This window comes from Paenibacillus sp. Y859 (assembly GCF_056786405.1).
In genome coordinates this window covers 184,642-203,120 of the sequence record NZ_JBXCIZ010000002.1, presented here as the reverse complement: position 1 = coordinate 203,120, position 18,479 = coordinate 184,642, and the positions used below count along the sequence as shown (strand labels likewise).

12 protein-coding genes are annotated in these 18,479 nt (G+C 44.3%); 1 reads left to right on the top strand and 11 read right to left on the bottom strand.

Annotated features, from left to right (window positions below; all coding sequences use genetic code 11):
* Positions 1-23: 23 nt before the first annotated feature.
* The 6 genes from addA to AC1TO8_RS05725 form a co-directional block, all read right to left on the bottom strand.
* Positions 24-3,968, bottom strand: coding sequence for a helicase-exonuclease AddAB subunit AddA (gene addA, locus AC1TO8_RS05750; RefSeq protein WP_482054656.1), 3,945 nt, complete (start codon positions 3,966-3,968; stop codon positions 24-26).
* The gene (gene addB, locus AC1TO8_RS05745) at positions 3,926-7,450 is read right to left on the bottom strand and encodes a helicase-exonuclease AddAB subunit AddB (protein ID WP_482054655.1); all 3,525 of its coding nucleotides are present in this window, start codon (positions 7,448-7,450) and stop codon (positions 3,926-3,928) included. Before addB ends, addA begins: the two co-directional genes overlap by 43 nt.
* Positions 7,451-7,876: 426 nt before the next feature.
* Positions 7,877-8,731, bottom strand: a complete 855-nt coding sequence (locus AC1TO8_RS05740; RefSeq protein ID WP_482054654.1) for a carbohydrate ABC transporter permease — start codon at positions 8,729-8,731, stop codon at positions 7,877-7,879.
* Positions 8,721-9,704: a carbohydrate ABC transporter permease gene (locus AC1TO8_RS05735; RefSeq protein WP_482054653.1), complete on the bottom strand. Its 984-nt coding sequence runs from the start codon at positions 9,702-9,704 to the stop codon at positions 8,721-8,723. Before AC1TO8_RS05735 ends, AC1TO8_RS05740 begins: the two co-directional genes overlap by 11 nt.
* A 62-nt stretch (positions 9,705-9,766) precedes the next feature.
* Positions 9,767-11,161: an ABC transporter substrate-binding protein gene (locus tag AC1TO8_RS05730; RefSeq protein WP_482054652.1), complete on the bottom strand. Its 1,395-nt coding sequence runs from the start codon at positions 11,159-11,161 to the stop codon at positions 9,767-9,769.
* A gap of 249 nt (positions 11,162-11,410) precedes the next feature.
* The gene (locus AC1TO8_RS05725) at positions 11,411-12,784 is read right to left on the bottom strand and encodes a class I SAM-dependent rRNA methyltransferase (protein ID WP_482054651.1); all 1,374 of its coding nucleotides are present in this window, start codon (positions 12,782-12,784) and stop codon (positions 11,411-11,413) included.
* Between the two features lie 138 nt (positions 12,785-12,922).
* On the opposite strand from AC1TO8_RS05725, the gene AC1TO8_RS05720 reads away from it, so the two are divergent.
* The gene (locus AC1TO8_RS05720; RefSeq protein WP_482054650.1) at positions 12,923-13,900 is read left to right on the top strand and encodes a Na/Pi cotransporter family protein; all 978 of its coding nucleotides are present in this window, start codon (positions 12,923-12,925) and stop codon (positions 13,898-13,900) included.
* Between the two features lie 49 nt (positions 13,901-13,949).
* Here the strand turns inward: AC1TO8_RS05720 and AC1TO8_RS05715 are convergent, their stop codons facing one another.
* From AC1TO8_RS05715 to prmA, 5 genes are all read right to left on the bottom strand, one after another.
* Complete coding sequence (locus tag AC1TO8_RS05715; RefSeq protein WP_482054649.1) at positions 13,950-14,381, bottom strand: NUDIX hydrolase; 432 nt, start codon at positions 14,379-14,381, stop codon at positions 13,950-13,952.
* A 198-nt stretch (positions 14,382-14,579) separates the two neighbouring features.
* Entirely contained in the window at positions 14,580-15,896 is a 1,317-nt protein-coding gene (gene mtaB, locus AC1TO8_RS05710) for a tRNA (N(6)-L-threonylcarbamoyladenosine(37)-C(2))-methylthiotransferase MtaB (protein ID WP_482054648.1), read from the bottom strand.
* A gap of 2 nt (positions 15,897-15,898) precedes the next feature.
* Complete coding sequence (locus tag AC1TO8_RS05705) at positions 15,899-16,663, bottom strand: 16S rRNA (uracil(1498)-N(3))-methyltransferase (protein ID WP_482054647.1); 765 nt, start codon at positions 16,661-16,663, stop codon at positions 15,899-15,901.
* A 28-nt stretch (positions 16,664-16,691) separates the two neighbouring features.
* On the bottom strand, positions 16,692-17,375 hold the full coding sequence (locus AC1TO8_RS05700; RefSeq protein WP_482054646.1) for a site-2 protease family protein: 684 nt from the start codon (positions 17,373-17,375) through the stop codon (positions 16,692-16,694).
* A gap of 2 nt (positions 17,376-17,377) precedes the next feature.
* Complete coding sequence (gene prmA / locus AC1TO8_RS05695) at positions 17,378-18,349, bottom strand: 50S ribosomal protein L11 methyltransferase (protein ID WP_482054645.1); 972 nt, start codon at positions 18,347-18,349, stop codon at positions 17,378-17,380.
* Positions 18,350-18,479 lie beyond the last annotated feature (130 nt).

Genomic DNA, 18,479 nt, shown 5'->3' with positions numbered 1-18,479 from the left:
TCATCTCTCCCCTCTGATATCCCCTAAACCTTTGCCCAATGCGACCCATCGAAGAAGTACAGCCACATCTCACTAATTGGCTCACCCATAATGTCCTCTAACGCTTTACCGTAAAGTTCTAGTTGAAAGCGATACTGCTCCACCAAAGGCTCTACCCCACCTCGCTGTTCCAGAACACGATCCGTCTTATAATCAACAAGAATCAACTTGCCATTATCTCTGAAAATACAATCCACAACACCTTGAATTAACACCGTTTCATTCTCCAACTGTCTAGCAGTCACCGAAGATTCCTGTTCATCAGGCGCAGATAATTTCTTTACGATATTTAGTCCTTGATGCGCTTCAACTGCAGAAAGCGCGTAACTGAAAGGCATTTCCCGTTCTACCCAATCCGCAGCAAGCAGCCTTGCTCCAATATCACTTTGAAACATAGCAGCCACTTCCTCTACAGTGATCATCTCCGCCTGTTCCTTCGTGACAATCTGCAATTCGGTAAGCCGTTGGAGTGTTTCTCCTACTATCGCAGAATCTACTGCACCTGTATGCAATGGAATATGCTGCATAAGCGTATGGTAGACGGTTCCCCGCTCCGTGGGACTCATGCTTTTCTTCTCCATAAATTTAGGTCGACGAAGCTGTAATGTTGAATCTTGTTGATTATTCTTCTCCTCCATCCAATCCAAAGACGGAAGTTCCTGCATAGAGAGAATCTTCTTCATCTCTGTAACCGATGTTTTAGCTGACAGCGTACTAGCTATCGCATATGGATATTGCCACTCCAGCTTACTCTCGATGCCATTCGAGCCAGTAGTGGGCAGTTCATCGCTAGCCTCGATGGACGACAGCGGTATTGATTCTCTTTTCAATATGGCTTGCAATTTAAGCTTACGATTCTGCGAAATCTCTTTCTCTCCATCTACACCCAGTATGACATCTTGCGAAAGTTCATCTGCTGAAAGAACGGATATACTCCATACAGAAGGATCGTCGTTCAAAGCAGGCGCAGGAGGCTCTGTAACGCCACCGATCTGTCTTAAAAGCTCTGCATCAGGATGACGAATTAAGGCCGGCCCAATCCAATCCAAATAGCTACGCCCCCTCGATAGCACATAATCAGGAAGCATATAGGGTTGATGTGCCTGAACCTGGGTCCATGCTAATACCTTTTTAGCGAGATCCTTAGCCGTCCCTACTAGTATCAATTTCTCTTTAGGACGAGTTAGTCCTACATACAGCACTCGCATCTCCTCAGCCAGCAGTTCTTGCTGTGAGCGACGACGAATCGCGAGATTCGGTAAAGTTGGATAACTGACTCGCATCTCTTGATCCACGAACTTCGGCCCAAATCCCAAATCTTTATGCATCAGAAAAGAAGAACTCAAATCCTGCTGATTGAAAGTCTTGGCAATGCCCGCTAAGAAAACGACTGGGAATTCCAGACCTTTACTTTTATGAATTGTCATGATTCTTACGGCATTATCTTGCTTGTCTGATCCCCCTGGACTACCTAAATCCGAACCATGGTCACGAAGTCTAGCGATAAAGGTCAAGAAGCGAAACAAACCCCTAGATGCTGTAGTCTGTTCATATTGAACAGCTCTATCGTATAGTGCCGTTAAATTGTTCTGACGATGCCCTCCGCCAGGAAGTCCGCCTACCCAGTCCATATAGCCAGTCTCCCTGTATATATGCCATATCAGGTCTCCTAGACTGCCACGACGCGCTTCATTACGCCACCCCTCCATTTTAAGAAGGAAATCACGTAATTTGAATCTTAGTTTAGAAGAACCTCCATCTTCCGAATTGATCTCCGCTGCTGCTCTCACAGCCTCATAGAATGATCCAGTCGCACACAAGCGAACCTCAGCTAATTCTTCCTCTGTTAGACCAACAATCGGTGAACGAAGGACGCTCGCAAGCGGAATATCTTGCAGCGGATTATCTACCACTTGCAACAAGGACAACATAATCTCAACTTCAGTAGCCTGAAAGTAACCTTGATTCTGTTCCCCATCAGCAGAAATACCCTGTTGACGAAGTTCTTCCATAAACAATGGTCCCCAAATATAAGCAGAACGTAAAAGGATTACTATATCGCCATGAACAATAGGTCGCATCATTTTTAATTCTTTATCATAAATAAATAACGGTTCCCCAGTTTCACCTGTCATTTCTTTGATCTTCGCAGCAATGGCACGTGCTTCGAGTTGAGCAGTCTCCATCTCCACCCACTCGCCTTCTTGAAGAAGGGAGTTCTCTTCATTCTCTGAAGCTTCGTCTTCACCTGATCTACCGCCATTCCCGCGATCAATCAAGAGAAGCTCTGGCGTATAAGTAGACTCCTCTGCACCGTCTGAACTGCTAGGAAATGATGCTCCATATACTAATTCAGCACGTTCGTTATAAGTGATCTCCGCTACACTTTCATTCATTATTTGTCGGAACAATACATTGGCTGCATCCAACACTTGACGTCTACTACGAAAATTCCGAGCAAGGTCGATCACTATTCCTTCATTCTCATCCACGCCGTATCTGCCGTATTTATCTAGAAAAAGTCCTGGATCTGCTAGGCGAAACCGATAAATACTTTGTTTCACATCCCCAACCATAAAGCGATTCCCAGGTGCATCTCTGGAAATCAGCCTTACGATGTCCTCCTGTACGCTATTGGTATCTTGATATTCATCCAATAACACCTCATCGAAGTGGCTTTTATATTCAATGGCGGCATCTGAGGGAAGGAGATGATCCATAGAAGAATCCGGATGTCGTAGGATCTGTAAACAGTAATGCTCCAGATCACTGAAATCGACGAGTCCACGTGACTTCTTCTCTGCTTGATAACGCTGACCGAACAGAATGACAACCTCAGATAATTCCTCCATCACTGGAGCAACCTCATGCAGCTCTGACAGGAAAGCTTCTGCCGAGCGACCGAACAAGGAATTTTTAAGTTCATTCAGTATTTTCTTAACATTGTCCCTCAGTTCCTTGACACGATCCTGTAGAACAGGGTCCGTCTCATCTTTGCGGCAACTCTTTAACTTACCGAAGGAAATCGTTTGAAAGGCATCATAAAGAGCATTCCATGGAAAATCCTCTAGACATTCTCGAAGGGATTCGACCATTTCTAAATCATCTCGTAAATTATCGACATAAGGAGCTGGTCCTCCAGGTAACATCGCTAAAGATATAGCTTGTTGAAGTAATCCTGCCGCCCCTGCAATAGACAAATTGGCATCCTTAACAATGCTGTGAACCCAAGGACTATCATCAAGCTCTGAGGAATCAGAAATGGAGAAATTAGACGCCATCTGACGTAACCAAGCATCTGGCCAAGAGTGACTTCGAGAGAAGTCATATAGCTTCTGAACAAGAAGATAGAGAGCATCATCACTACGTTCACCGCTGAACCAGTCAGCAAGACGTAGAAAGATACCACCGTCCTCTGCCTCACCATACTTTTCCTCAAATAATTGCTCCAGAATTTCCTGACGTAGCAATTCCGCTTCATTCACATTCAGTATGCGGAATCCTGGATCCAAGGGAATCCACTGATAATAGCGACGAATAACTTCCAAACAGAACGAATGAAGTGTAGTAATCGATGCTCTCCCTAGAAGGGCAAGTTGACGACGCAGATGCTCGTTATCTGGCTCTTTCTCAAGCTCCTTATCCAATGCTTCACGAATCCGCTGACGCATTTCAGCCGCTGCTGCCTTCGTAAACGTTGCAACGAGTAGCCGATCAACACTAAATCCTTCTTCTTCATTCATAATTTTTCGAATAATTCTTTCTACTAACACGGCTGTTTTCCCTGAACCCGCTGCCGCTGCTACAAGAATATGATCACCGCTAAGCGAAATGGCCTTCCACTGATCATCGCTCCACATACTACCCTCTGGCTTCACTAGTCCGCTCACGGTGTATCTCCTCCTTGCGTCTTGGACAGCATGTCCCATACTTGTGCTTTGTTCGGTTTACCCATGATATGATATTGACTTCCCTCAATCGTTTCATCGAAATGACAGACCGGCTTATAAGAGCAAAATGTGCAAGCCGTCTCATTCTGAATCCGATAAGGTTCAATTGTTACATCACCTTCTGTAATACGCGTTCCAATCTTCATAATATTGTTCCTTACAGATGACAATAAACTTCCCCATTGTTCCGTACTTGCCACAGCTGCACTGCTATAGAAACTTCCATCGGCTTTCACAGCAACGGGCAGAATCGTAGAATGTCCTTTATCTAACGTTGCATCCATCTGTGCAATAACGTCGCGATCCGCGAGCAAAAGCCCCTTCATTTTGAAACGTTTAAGCAATTCATCTGCTGCTTGCTCCGCATTCATCCCATTCGTAGATTGCAATAATGGATCATGCACATGGAAATACAATGTTCCCGCTGGGATAGCTGCCTGCCCAAGCCAGTCTTCTGAATATGTCAACAATACGTCGAGATAAGTTAACAATTGAAGAGACAGACCATAATACACCTCATGTAGCTTGAGATCATTCTGGCTGGACTTATAATCAATCACTCTCAGCATCATCCCTTGCTCTGTCTGTGCCATATCTACGCGGTCAATCCGACCGACAACTTCCATAATCGAGCCATTCTCCAGTGGAAAAGTAAGCGGAGGTAGCGTCTTCCCAGGACCGAAATCAAGTTCAAGCCCAATAGGTTCAAAGTTACCTCTCCGAGCATGTTCACCAAGAATAATGGATGCTCTGCCGACAATGTTTTTTAATTTTCTTGAAATATAGCCATAGCGCTTGGAACTCAATAAGATTTCTCCCTGCAAGAGGGGTGTTAAGCGATCTACCGCAATACCGGCTTCCAGTCGGCATTCTTCAGGTGTTAGACTCCCCCAACTAACGCTTCGATTCTTTAATTGCGTGGCCATATCACTAAGTGCAGAGTGAAACAATTGACCGATATCAGGCGCCTTTAGTCGATACATCTGACGTTCTTTTAGCTTTAAACCATGTGATGCAAAATGTGAAAATGGACAAGCAACAAATCTCTCCATTCTTGATACACTTGTACGAATTTTGGCTCCATACAACTTGCGGCTCGTGTCTAAGCGCAAAGGTAATGCTTCATTCACATAAAATAACGAGCGAAGTAACATGAACAGAGGTTCGCGCCACTGCTCATGCTGTAAATACCAATTGTAAGCTTCCCACCAAAAGTCAGGAATATCGCTACCTCGCTTCCATTTTTGCAACTGTATAATTAAATGACTCAACGTCTGTTGTGGATTCGTTACAAAGTCTAGCTGTTCTTCAAGGGTTTGTCCTCGCTGAGGTTGCCCCAATAGTGGCTCTTCTTTCAGGAATGGGTACATCTTCTTCACATGTCGAATCACTTCCGAAGGTAAGAGGACTTTGCCCTCTTCATCAGAAGCCGTATAAGATATCCACATATGTTGACTAGCTGAAGTTAACGCATTGTAGATCAAGAATCTTTCATCTAAAAGCTTACGTGAAATGCTTGGAGCTAGCTCCATTCCAGCATCCGATAACAACAGGCGTTCCTGTTCCGTCAGTACGCCATCTTCCTGAAGTATCGCAGGAACAACACCTTCATTGAAGCCCAACAGAAATGTATATTTCACACCACTAGTACGTGTTCTATCCATATTCCCAATTAAGATCTGATCGATGGAAGGTGGAACGAGGGATAATTTCAACTCTGTTAAGCCCGTATCTAATATCCCCGTAAACAAATCGAAGCTAATGTTCTCATCACCCATTAATTCCACCATTTGATCAAGTATATCCAGAATGGCGCCCCATAGTTGCCGATGCTCTTTGGCAGCCTCTGGTTGACCTGCTTCCAAAGCTTCATGACTGAGAAGATCAAGCTTTTGCGGAACATTCGCCTCTTCCAACAACAAATATACGGCTGTACATAAATCTTGAGCAGTCTTAGCTTTCTTCAATCTGTTCTCAAAAGTAAATAGTGGTCCACAGATCGCTGCGCGACAGCGCTCCATCAGTTCAAGAAGCTCTTCGCCTTTCTTCTCTCGATCCACGTTGTCATCACCTTCAAGTGAAAGACTTGGAGTTGCGCTCCATGGGCGTCCATCTGTCCAGCGGTAGCCATGAATCCCACAAGCTAGCACGTAATTCTCTAATCGATCCATATCTTTACGATCAAGAGAGCCATCTAATGGCAGCAATAAATCCGTCTTGATGCAGCGAAATACATCTTCATAGCGCCAGCGTCTTTTCACAATATCAAGTGCTGAACGTATAAACTCTACCAAGGGATGATGTAGCTCACTGCGCTTCTGATCGAGGAAAAAGGGTACGTCATAATCGCGGCAAAGAGGACCTATAATAGGCTCATAATCTCCCAATTGTCGCACAAAAATAGCCATTTCCCTGAACCTAGCACCTTCTTCACGAACGAGGCGAATCATTTCACGCAGTGCTCCCTCGACTTCTGCACGTCGATTAACGGCTGCGTGAATAGAGATGCCGTGAGACTTAGGATGCTCTTGTTGCGAAGAATCACGCCAAGGAATTCGCCGATCAAATCCCCGTTCGAGATGCGCAAGCTCTGGGCTATGTTCAAATCTCGGGAGGTTATCCGAGCTGAGTAGTCTATCCGATGACTCCACACCTAATTCTGCAGCCATTCCTTTTAACTTCACATACGTTGTGGCTGATGGATGAAATAAATCTAACTCATGTGGAAGCATGCCATGGTCCAGAGTTTTATCCAGCGTAAGTGCAATGGTTACAGATGACGCGCATAACATTAATTGCTGCAACACCGTATATTCTTGAGGTGTGAATCCATGAAAACCATCAATCCAAATATCCGCACCCTTCACGTATGAAGAATTCGGAATAGCCCCCGCTAATGTCATCAAATAATCTTCATTATCCATATATAAAGGAGATAACTCTTGCTCGAAATCTCGATAAAGCGTCTCGATATCTCCTAGCTTGTCGCGTAAGATCGGAGTCCCCAAACCATTAGATCTCATCAATGAGAGCTGTTCTGATACATTCGTAGCATCGATACAATAACGCTTCATCTCCGTGTAGAGTTGACCTAGTCTTCCCACGAAACCTACTTGATCCCCCGATGGGCCGAACAGCTTCAATTCTTCTTTACGCCTTTGTATGATCTTGTAGAGCAACATTCTTTTTCCTTCTTCACTAATGCCAACACGCGCCGATCCACCCGTCTCTTGCATGACCCGGTAAGCCAGACGCTGAAAGCTTAACACCTGCGCACGCGCAATCCCTCTCACCGAACCAGATGTCACCAACGCATGCTCAGCTTGAAAAGAACCCTGTTCTGGGACGATTAGGATAATCGGATTACCTTGTGATTCCTTACTAATTCGTGCCGATATATCTTGCAATATATTCGTAGTTTTACCGCTTCCCGAACGTCCTATAAGGAATTGAACCGACATGGGATGCCTCCTTTATATAAGGATGAATTGTCAAGTCTTGTCGCACTCAGATTGACAATTCATCGTATAAACTGACTTATTAAATTGTATTAGAATAGTCGCTTACTATTATAACATACCCTCCACTCAAAGGAACGTACGTTTGGTTTCACTGCTCACATCTATGATAAAATCCACTTTTTAGATTATTACGACTCATAATCCGTTAATCGTTAGTAGATTGGATCCGCAATGATCATGATCGTTTTTATAAAAACGACAAATAAGAATGTCTCCGAAGCATTACTTCAAGACATTCTTAAGTAGGATTTCATAAAGAACTCCAAAAGGGAGAAATAAGATCGCTCATTTCGAAAGTTTGTATCTCTACAAACTTCCGAAATGAGCGATCTCGTGAACAACTTTACTTCAATCTCAAACATGAGGTTATTCTTTCACGCCTCCGAGCGCTACGCCCGCGATAATATACCGGGATAACAGGAAGTAAACCACAAACAGCGGTAAAGCCGTTAAGGCTAGCCCCAAGTAGATCGATCCGAACTCGGTCCTGTAAATATCACCGCGAAGTAGACTGACCATAATCGGCATCGTATATTTCTCCTTCTGTGTCAGCAGAATCAGAGGCATGAACAGGTTGTTCCAATTGGCCACAAAGGCAAAGATAGCCTGCGTCGCCACTGCCGGCACCATCAGCGGCATGATAATCCGGTTAAAGGTGCTGAATTCACTGGACCCGTCTACGCGTGCCGCTTCCACGATCTCTATCGACAGCGTAGCGAGCAGGTATTGGCGCATAAAGAACACGACCGCAGGCGCTGCAATCGCAGGCAGAATCAGTGGAAGAAAGCTGTTTGTCCAATGTATTTTATACATGAACTGATAGAATCCGATTGCACTTGCCTGGGAAGGAATCATCATCACGCACAAAATAAAGGTAAAGAATGGCCCACGCAGCTTCCAGCTATAAGTCACAAGTCCATAAGCCGCTAAGGACGAGAAATAGACCGTTAAGAGGGTTGCTGAAGCAGAGATAACAAAAGAATTCATAAACCCTTGAATGGGATCGAAGCTCTTGTCGAGCAGCACCCGCAGGTTACTCATCAAGTGCGTCGAAGGGAACAGTGAGATACCGCTTTGAATTTCCGGTGTAGAGCGAGTGGCGTTCACAAACATGATCCAAAACGGGAGGATACTGAGTACCGCCAAAGAGATACAGACGACATAGATAATCGTCTTGTTTAATTTACGGGTGACGGTTCCACCTTTTTGATTATTGTTCATGTGCTACGCCCCCCTTTTGGCTGCTCTTGGCGGCTTTTCTATGCATTTTTTCTATTTTTTTTATTTTTGCCGCGTCGCGATCACGCATTAAATAGAACACAAATCCAGACAATATTGCTGAAATCACGAACATGATCATACTGGCCGCTGCAGCGCGATTGTACAAATAGCTTCCCTTAAAGGCTTGCCCATAAATGAACATGGACGTGGTAAGCGTGGAGTCATCCGGTCCGCCCGCAAGGAAGAGCTGCGGAATATCGAACATGGTCAAACCACCGACCATCGATGTAATCAGCGTGAATAACAAAATCGTACGTAAACTCGGCAGCGTGATACGGAAGAAGGTCTGAACTCCGTTTGCGCCGTCAATCGACGCAGACTCGAAGAGTGCAGGATTTATACCCATAACGCCTGCGATCAGAATGATCATGGTGTTGCCATACCACATCCAGAACTGGATGAACGCCACAATGCCCCGCGCTGTCGTCTTATCCTGCAGGAAGAAAATTGGGCCGTCGGACCATCCCATCATTTCAAAAAAACTGTTTATGGGACCCATCGGATAGGCAAACAGAGTGCTAAAAAGAACGGCAATTGTACCCGCTGTGATAATATTAGGCATATAGAGCAGAACTTTGAAAGCACCTTGTCCCTTAATTTTAAGACGCTGGTTCGTGAACCACGCAGTGAGCAATAGCGCGAGAAGGATCTGGGGAACGAAGTTGACAATCCAGAGCAACCCGGTGTTAATTAGAGACTTTCTGAATGAGACATTATCAAAGAGGAGATCTTTGAAGTTCTTAAAAGGATCATCCAAAATCTGTATTGGCTTTGGTATTAATCCCTTTAAATCGGTGAATCCGATGAATGCGGTGTATAAAATAGGATATAGCGAGAAAATAAGAAATGCCAAAACAAACGGTAATGTAAAGATATAGCCATATTTAGAGTAGTTCACACCTTTACGGCGCATGGTCTCCCCCCCTTTAGTTGATATGAAGGGGCGGGATAACTTCCCGCCCCTTCGTTTTCTTTTTATTCGCTGTCGATTTCAAGTTGATCTTTGACTTGCTGCTTGAAGGTTTCGATCGTTTTATCACGGTCCTTGTTGCCCGCAGTATATTCGCGTACTTGTTCACGCCAGAGTCTGTTTATCGTTTCGTCGAACTGGGTCAAGTTCTTGCCTGAAGCGTTGGTGTTAGCCGGAATAAATATGTCGAAAATGTTCTGCCCGCCAAGCAATGGTAATTCACCGTTAGACTTATCCATGACAACGGAGGAAGAAACACTGTCCTTCGCGCCTTGCTCGCCCTCGTTGAACGTTCCGTTAGCCCAGTAATACTGGAGTCCGGTTTCAGAAGTATCGAGTGTTACCCATTTGATAAAGTCCGCAACAGCTTGTTTCTTGGCTTCGTCCTTGGTTACGTCTTTATTGGCGAGCAACCAGGTACCTCCCCAGAAGAAACCTGTTGGTGACTCAGTAACTGCCCAGTCACCATTTGTATCTTTTGCATGGTCGCTTAACGTATAGTTAATGAGCCAAGCAGGACCGAAGAAACCGAAGACCGGTTGGGCACCAGTGCCGGACATATCGGCGTACCAGGCTTCCGTCCAATCTGTCGTGTCGTTGTGGTATCCATTGTCTTTCAGCTTTTTGGAGAGATCAAGGAACTCTTCGCGCTTCGGATCGATATGAAGTTTGCCATCAACAATCCAGCCTTTCTCAGAACTGTTCTCGATCGCATGCCACATATCGCCGTCTCCAGAAACTGCGCCATATCCTTTAGCTTTCAGCTTCGCAGCTGCATCGAAGAATTTATCCCAGCCTGGACCAATTTCAGTCTTGATGGCAGCCGGGTCATCCGTTCCAAACACATCCTTGGCAAGCGAGCGGCGATAGATAAAGGCTCCGCCAGTTGCTTGATAACCGAGGCCTTTCAGCTGGCCGTCTTTACTGCCGATATCAACAGAGTACTGAGCGATGCCCGCGTCCTTAACCATTTGGTCGTCAAGGCCCAGGTCCGCATAGTTGGCGGTAAAGCTGGATGCATCGCCTTGTGTATACTTGAGCACGAACGCCGCTTCAGCTGCAAAAATATCCGGAGCATCTTTCCCGCCAGCGGACAGGGCCTGGTCGATAGCAGGCTGATAAGCTCCATCGGTAGTTGCGATAACCGTAGTTTTGAACTCTACATTCGCCTCAGGATGGATTTCCATATACTTTTTGGTCATGTTCGGAATCTCGTCCGTGAAGCTCCAGAGATTGATGGTAACTTTCGGAGCATCCCCTTTTGATGGAGTCTTAGCAGTGTTAGATGATGGAGCTGGAGTTGAGCTGGATGAGTTTGAATTTCCACCACACGCTGTGAGAGCAGATGATATCACGAGCATTGTAGAGATTCCGACTAAAACACGTTTCATACTTTTCATACTTTGCCTCCCCCTTTTATTGTTTCCTTCGCGTCAATGTAACCGCATCCATAATTATATCCCCTATGCACTTCTGACATAAGGAGCCCTTTATTGGGAAAACTTCCACTTTTTTTGGGTTTTGTTCCCTGCAAAGCATAAATAAAGATATCAGGGGATCATTGACCTTATTTAATTCGTCCAACAAAAAAACTCCCTTCCACTTACAGAAGAGAGCTTGTTCCTAATCCAACTAAATTATAATTCATTTTATTTACTCCGCACTTCAAAAATAGCGAATTTCAGATAATGACCCTCATCCACTCCTAGAATTTGCGGATGATCTTTACCAGCAGCACGCCACTCGATTAGACGGAGAATTTTACCTGCATCCGCTGCCGCCTCTTGTATGGTCTCTAGAAATAAATCTGGACGCATATGGTAAGAGCAACTTGCTGTAACGAGATATCCGCCTTCATTCACAAGTTTCATTCCATGGAGGTTGATGTCTTTGTACCCGCGACAAGCGCCTTGTACTGCACTCTTATTCTTCGCGAATGCTGGAGGATCAAGGATAACCACATCCCATGTTCGACCTTCACTCGTAGCCATCGGCTTGGAGGTATCAATCTTATTCTTTCCTGTCCCTGTATTAGAACGCCTCACTCTCTCTTCTACACCTTTAACCTGTGTACGAAGATATTGAAAGGCATCATCAACAACAAACTCTACCCGATCTGTGAACCCGTTTAATTCTACATTAGCTTGAGCACTTTCAATCGCATGCTGAGAAATATCTAGGCAAGTGACCTTCTTTGCTCCATATTTACAAGCGTGCAATGTGAAACTACCTGTATGAGAGAAACATTCGAGTACCGTCGCCCCATCCCAGTAAGGAAATGTAACGATGCCCCCACTCTTGTTCACAGGCAAATTCTTAATCATGCCATCTTGCTCAACATCCTGCAAAGTAATACCACTTCTTCCACCCCACCCTGTCATCAAAGGTTCAATAGAAGCACGGTTCTCACGCTGATCGAAGAAATATCCAGTCTTCTGACCTTCTACGATATCCACGACAATGGCCAAGCCATTCTCACGCACATTCACATGACGTGGACATTCTCCATATAATGGTCCCTTCACTTGTTCCAAACCTTCCAATTCACGGACAGATACGTCACTACGCTCATATATTCCTTCGGGATGCATGACTTCAATCAAAGATGCCACAATGTCATTGCGGCACTTGTCCATACCCAGCGTCAACAATTGGACCACTAGCACATCACCGAATCGATCTACAATTAATCCAGGCAGAAAATCCGCCTCGCCATAGACCAATCGATAAGCAGTCTCTCCTGGGGTAAATCGTTCACGATGTTGAAGGCAGTTTCGGAATCGCTCCGTAAAAAAGGCCTGATCCATGAATTCCATAGAACGATACGATACGATTCTTACCGTAATCTGCGATGCAGGATTATAATACCCTGTCCCAATATACCTTTTCTGGTGGTTTAGTACGTTAACTAACTGACCTGCTTCTGGCTCACCTTCGACTGTTGCAATTTCACTTTTGAACACCCATGGATGTCCATGTTCTAATCTCTTCTTCTGACTCCGTTGTAAAATAACTGATGCCATTCATCTTCACTCCCTATTATGTACCTGTATCGGTGCTTGTCACCGCAGGTTCTATCATGTTTGTCATGGTTGTCCAATCACAGACATATATTTATTTCAAGGACTTTTTGAACATCCTCTAAAAGGAGAATCATATCCATGTTCCATGCTATTATCTTCCCTGTACTATACGGTTTGGCCATTTTTCTGCTTGGTATGAAAGTGATGGAGTCCGCTCTTTCTCGCTGGGCTGGACCCATGTTAATCTCTCTTCTAAGCAAGGCAACCTCGTCACCCCTCAAAGGCATGCTATTCAGTACTTTCATTACTGGCATTCTACAAAGTAGTACAGCCGTTACGGTCATCACCATAGGCCTCGTAAATGCCGGTCTTCTCACCTATGCTAGAACGCTTGGTATCATTCTCGGTAGCAACATTGGCACTTGCCTCACAACCGAATTAATGGGTTTGCAATTAGGACAACTGGCTCCCCCTTTGCTCCTCATATCCATCACAGTATGGGCTGCTGCTGTGATCGCAAATGATTATACGCCATGGAAATTACGCCAATACAAGCATTTCTTCGAACCTGCCCAATATATATCCCTCATCGTAGCCGGGTTCGCATTAATCATGTTCGGAATCCGTGTCATGCAGTCAATCGGACCTGCATTAGATTCATACGGTGTCTTCGGATGGTTCATTGAACGCGCCTCTCAGAATGTACTCTGGGGAGTCGTTGCCGGAGCATGCCTGACTGCCCTAATCCATAGTAGTGCGGCTGTCATTGGCCTGGCTATGGGACTTGCAAGTTCTGGTGCCCTTCCCGTAGAAGTAGGTATTGCCATCGTCTTAGGATCCAATGTAGGCACATGCGTCACCGCTGTCATCGCCGCTACCGGTAGTTCTCCATCAGGTAAATTTGTCGCTTGGACTCATGTCGTACTGAATGTAGGTGGTGCAGCATTATTCATGCCCTTTATTCAACAATTACATAACGTATCTGCTTGGTTATCCAGCGACTTCGGTAGCCAAATTGCCCATTCACAGACGATATTCAATATCCTCTGTTCGCTCATAGCACTTCCAATATGTTATCTTCCGATCTGGAAAAGGATCGATCGTTCCTCATCCTAAGACTCGCACTTATATAAAATCGAGTTCAAAAGATGACCTTTTGAACATCCTATACACTTATTCCTAACAATGATAGAGCTTTCTTGAGAATGATATCGTTATTACGATATCCGCTTTGCTGCTGGCGACGCCAAGCCTCTTCAGGTGTATACCAGGATACTTCATTTATCTCCTCAATTTGAGGCTTCAGATGACCGCCTGTCGCTTCCACCAGATAATAATGTACTTCTTTATCCACTTCTCCATGAACAGGGTTCTGGTACGTATACGCAATAATATCTACAGGCGAGACAATACTTCCCAGTATACCCGTCTCCTCTTCAATTTCACGCAGAGCTGTCTCCTCGATCGTCTCACCCTGCTCCATCTTCCCTTTAGCTAACGACACTTTACCATAACGGTCTAGTATGAGCTGAATATGAAGTTCCCCATCCTCTTTCTTAAATACGACGCCACCTGCTGAAAATTGTTTGTATGCCACGCTGATGACCCCTTTATATCATATTATCAAGTAGAAACGGCTTCGCCGTCCTTTGTAAGGACAGCACCCGTTTCAGCGGAAATATAAGGAATAGAGTATCAAGTGAAACTTATACTTCCTTATATTTCAAGAAAAATATAAGGATTTCATCTTCTGAAACAGAAAAATGAAATCCTTATCCATATCTCAGTTCATTTATTAACCTACACTGATCAACTTCCCCTTGCACTCGTTGACACCAGCCTCAACCATTTCCACACGACATATTTTACGCTGAAGATCCTCTGGTCCGTCAAAAGTCATCTGCAAATAGTTATCGCTGAATCCCTGTAATTTACCTGAACCTTCTGAACCTTTACGAGCTCCCTCTGGGATGACCTCAAGAACTTGCCCTACAAATTTATTCGCATAGGTAAGCTGCATCTGTTCAGATAAGTCGATCAGATCGTGAACCCGTGCATTCTTGATCTCTTCATCCACCTGGTCCTCCATACGTGCCGCAGGCGTGCCTGTCCGTTTAGAGTATGGGAACACATGCATTTCTGAGAACTGGATCGCCTTCATCAGATCATAGCCATTACGGGACATCTCATCCGTCTCGCCAGGGAAACCGACAATAATATCTGTAGTAATGCCTACATCCGGCATAGCTTGACGAATTAATCCCATTTTATTATAAAATTGTTCTGTTGTATATTTACGTCTCATCCGTTTCAATACTTCATCGTCACCAGCTTGAAGTGGAATATGAAGATGACGACACATCTTCGTAGAACGATTCAAAACATCCAGCATCTTATGATCAATTTGACTTGCTTCAATCGAACTGATTCGAATCCGTTCTAGTCCATCTACCTTATCTAAATCCATCAATAGATCGGATAAATCATACTGATCAAGATCATCGCCATAACCACCGGTATGAATCCCCGTTAAGACCATTTCCTTATAACCAGCTTCCACTAACTGATGAGCCTGTTTAATAATATTCTGCGGATCCCTACTGCGTGATAACCCCCGTGACCACGGTATAATGCAGAATGTACAGAAATTGTTACAACCATCTTGAATTTTGAGAAAAGCGCGTGAGCGATCCGTAAAATCAGGAACATCCATTTCCTCAAATACCCGATTCTTCATAATATTATGAACAGCGTTAACGGGTTCACGCGATTCCTGAATTTCTTTCACAAAAGGAATTATCTTATCACGATCCTGCGTCCCAATGACGAGATCTACGCCTGGAATATCCATGATCTCTGCTGGTGATGTCTGAGCGTAACAGCCCGTAACAGCAATGATTGCGTTCGGATTACGACGAACTGCACGACGAATAATTTGCCGACTCTTCTTATCCCCTGTGTTCGTAACGGTGCATGTATTAATTAAATACACATCGGCTGTCTGTTCGTAATCGATCTGCTCGTATCCCTCGTCCTTAAATAGTTGCCAAATGGCTTCCGTATCATAAAAATTGACTTTACATCCTAATGTATAAAATGCTATGGATGGCATTTTCAAACTCCTCCCATTTCACCAAAATCGTATAATATGCAAGATAGGGCAACCATCCCCGCAGTCTCACAGCGTAAAATGCGACGACCTAGTCCAACACTGACTGCTCCCGCTTCCTCCGCTTTACGGCACTCCCCTTCACTGAATCCACCTTCTGGTCCAACAACAAGTAACACTTTAGGTATACTACTTGCTTCAACACTTTGTATAAATGGTAGCAACGCATCACGCAGTTGTGATCCCTGCTCCTTCTCATAGCAAAAATATACCGCATCATATAGCTTAAATGACTTCATCAACTGCGACCATGTTAGAGGTGGTTCTATCGCTGGAACAATATTACGATGACTTTGCTCCGCCGCTTCTTTACAAATCTTGCGCCACCGTTCTAGACGCTTCTCTTCCTTTTTAGCATCATATTGAACGATCGTACGTTCAGATAGAAAGGGTACAAATGACACAGCTCCAATCTCTGTACACTTCTGTATAACCGTCTCCATCTTATCCCCTTTGGGAAGGCTCTGCGCCAATGTGACCTTCACACGTGCTTCTTGCAACATGTCGAGATGCTCAACGATATTAGCAGTAACTAGACCTTGCTCTAATGACTCCAGCTCAACCACCGCTTCACGCGATAGACCATCACTTACAATGATCTTATCTCCTGCTTTCCCCCTCATTACTCTCGTAATATGACGGGCATCTTCACCTGTAATCTCCACCATGTTGTCCATGAATTGTTCCACAGATATGAAATATCGTTGCATCGCTTATCAACATCCTATCCTTACGTAATTAACCTCCAAACATAACCATGAACATATTAATAAAGTTGAAATACATCGACTGAGCAGCTCCATAGAGTGGGGTTATCGTATAAGCCCGTAGCCCCGGAATGAACAGTATCAATAGAAAAATTAATAGGGACCACTGTTCAAATCGCTTCAGCTTTGCACTAGCTTCACGAGGAACAACATCTTCTAGTATACGGTAACCATCCAATGGAGGTAATGGGATAAGATTAAATAAACACAGAAAGAAGTTCATAATAATAATAAAATAAAACGTGGTCGCAATCGCCTCAGCTAGTTTCAAATTCGTAATTGAACCTAACACGTCAAATTGAATTAGTCCTGCATAAACAAGCGCCCCCAATACAGCGAGCACGAAATTACTCAATGGTCCTGCTAAAGAAACAATTGCACCCATTAGACGTGGTCGCTCGAAATTATCACGATTGACTGGCACGGGTCTCGCCCAACCAAAGCCTGCAATTAGTAACAATATAATTCCAAACAAGTCGAAATGTACGGTTGGATTTAACGTTACACGTCCCAATAGTTTAGCCGTAGGATCGCCGAATTTGTTAGCAAAGTACGCGTGTGAGAACTCATGCACCGTAAAAGCTAACACGATAGCAATTAAGAAAAACGGCATTTTATCGATCGGATAAATCAATATTTCATTTAGAAAATCCATACTTACCTCTTTCTAGCCACGAAGGCAATCCATTCTTCCTCACGATTCACATCGATGATTTCGAAGTTGGATGCTTTAAGCGCATCTTGAACAACGAGTTCTTTATTTTTATATATTCCAGATGTTATAAAAACACCTCCTGGTTGCAACACTTGGTACACATCATCAATAAGCAACAGAATAACCTCTGCTAATATATTCGCAACAACCATATCCACAGGCACGGTAACACCAAGATTCACGCCCTCCTGCTGATGTTTGAATACAGATAGAAGATCGCTTTCTTTAACCGTTATGCTACCTTCCATCCCATTGAATGCCGTATTCTCCATCGCACTATGTACTGCTACTGGATCTAGATCAACAGCTAAGACATGCTTTGCCCCTAGAAGAATTGCACCAATCGCTAATATGCCCGATCCTGTTCCAACATCAATAATCTCTTCTCCGCCCTGAATGACGTCCTCTAATGTACGTAAACAAAGAGATGTGGTCGGATGAGTCCCCGTACCAAATGCCATCCCAGGATCCAAATGAATAAGCTTCTCTCCTTCAGATTCAGGAGTATACTCTTCCCATGTTGGCTTAATGGTTAGACTCTTAGAGACACGTATCGGCTTAAAGTATTGCTTCCAAGCATTGGCCCATTCATCTTCATCAATCACTTTCAGTTCATAGCGAACTTCACCAGTGTCTATATCATACTGGCTCAACTCATCCACCCGCTGCTTCACTATAGGAACAACATTGTCCATATCCATATCCATGGAGAAATACCCTTTAATCACAGCCTGACCTTCGGGTATGTCATTCAAAGGTTGATCATACAGCTCACCATACTTCGTATCTCTTACTTTATTGAGCGTTCCGGATTCTTCAATGGATACACCACCAGCTCCTGCCTCATGCAGGAAATTAGAAATCATTTCAATGGATTCCTCTGTCGTTTGTATCGTAAATTCGTGCCACAACATGTTGTTCTTATCCCCCTCATACCTATGCGTAATTATCATTGTACTATACAAAGGGATCGGTGTACAAAAAAATATGACATTTATAGTAAAAGGCTACGCCATCCTTATTCGGACAGCGTAGCCTTCTTTA

What these genes read in the sequence shown, in the direction of transcription:
- AC1TO8_RS05700 (WP_482054646.1), bottom strand. Translation starts at nt 17,375, where the DNA reads ATGGATTTTCTAAATGAAATATTGATTTATCCGATCGATAAAATGCCG.
- AC1TO8_RS05740 (WP_482054654.1), bottom strand. Translation starts at nt 8,731, where the DNA reads ATGAACAATAATCAAAAAGGTGGAACCGTCACCCGTAAATTAAACAAG.
- mtaB (WP_482054648.1), bottom strand. Translation starts at nt 15,896, where the DNA reads ATGCCATCCATAGCATTTTATACATTAGGATGTAAAGTCAATTTTTAT.
- addA (WP_482054656.1), bottom strand. Translation starts at nt 3,968, where the DNA reads ATGGGACATGCTGTCCAAGACGCAAGGAGGAGATACACCGTGAGCGGA.
- AC1TO8_RS05730 (WP_482054652.1), bottom strand. Translation starts at nt 11,161, where the DNA reads ATGAAAAGTATGAAACGTGTTTTAGTCGGAATCTCTACAATGCTCGTG.
- AC1TO8_RS05705 (WP_482054647.1), bottom strand. Translation starts at nt 16,663, where the DNA reads ATGCAACGATATTTCATATCTGTGGAACAATTCATGGACAACATGGTG.
- AC1TO8_RS05735 (WP_482054653.1), bottom strand. Translation starts at nt 9,704, where the DNA reads ATGCGCCGTAAAGGTGTGAACTACTCTAAATATGGCTATATCTTTACA.
- AC1TO8_RS05720 (WP_482054650.1), top strand. Translation starts at nt 12,923, where the DNA reads ATGTTCCATGCTATTATCTTCCCTGTACTATACGGTTTGGCCATTTTT.
- prmA (WP_482054645.1), bottom strand. Translation starts at nt 18,349, where the DNA reads ATGTTGTGGCACGAATTTACGATACAAACGACAGAGGAATCCATTGAA.
- AC1TO8_RS05725 (WP_482054651.1), bottom strand. Translation starts at nt 12,784, where the DNA reads ATGGCATCAGTTATTTTACAACGGAGTCAGAAGAAGAGATTAGAACAT.
- addB (WP_482054655.1), bottom strand. Translation starts at nt 7,450, where the DNA reads ATGTCGGTTCAATTCCTTATAGGACGTTCGGGAAGCGGTAAAACTACG.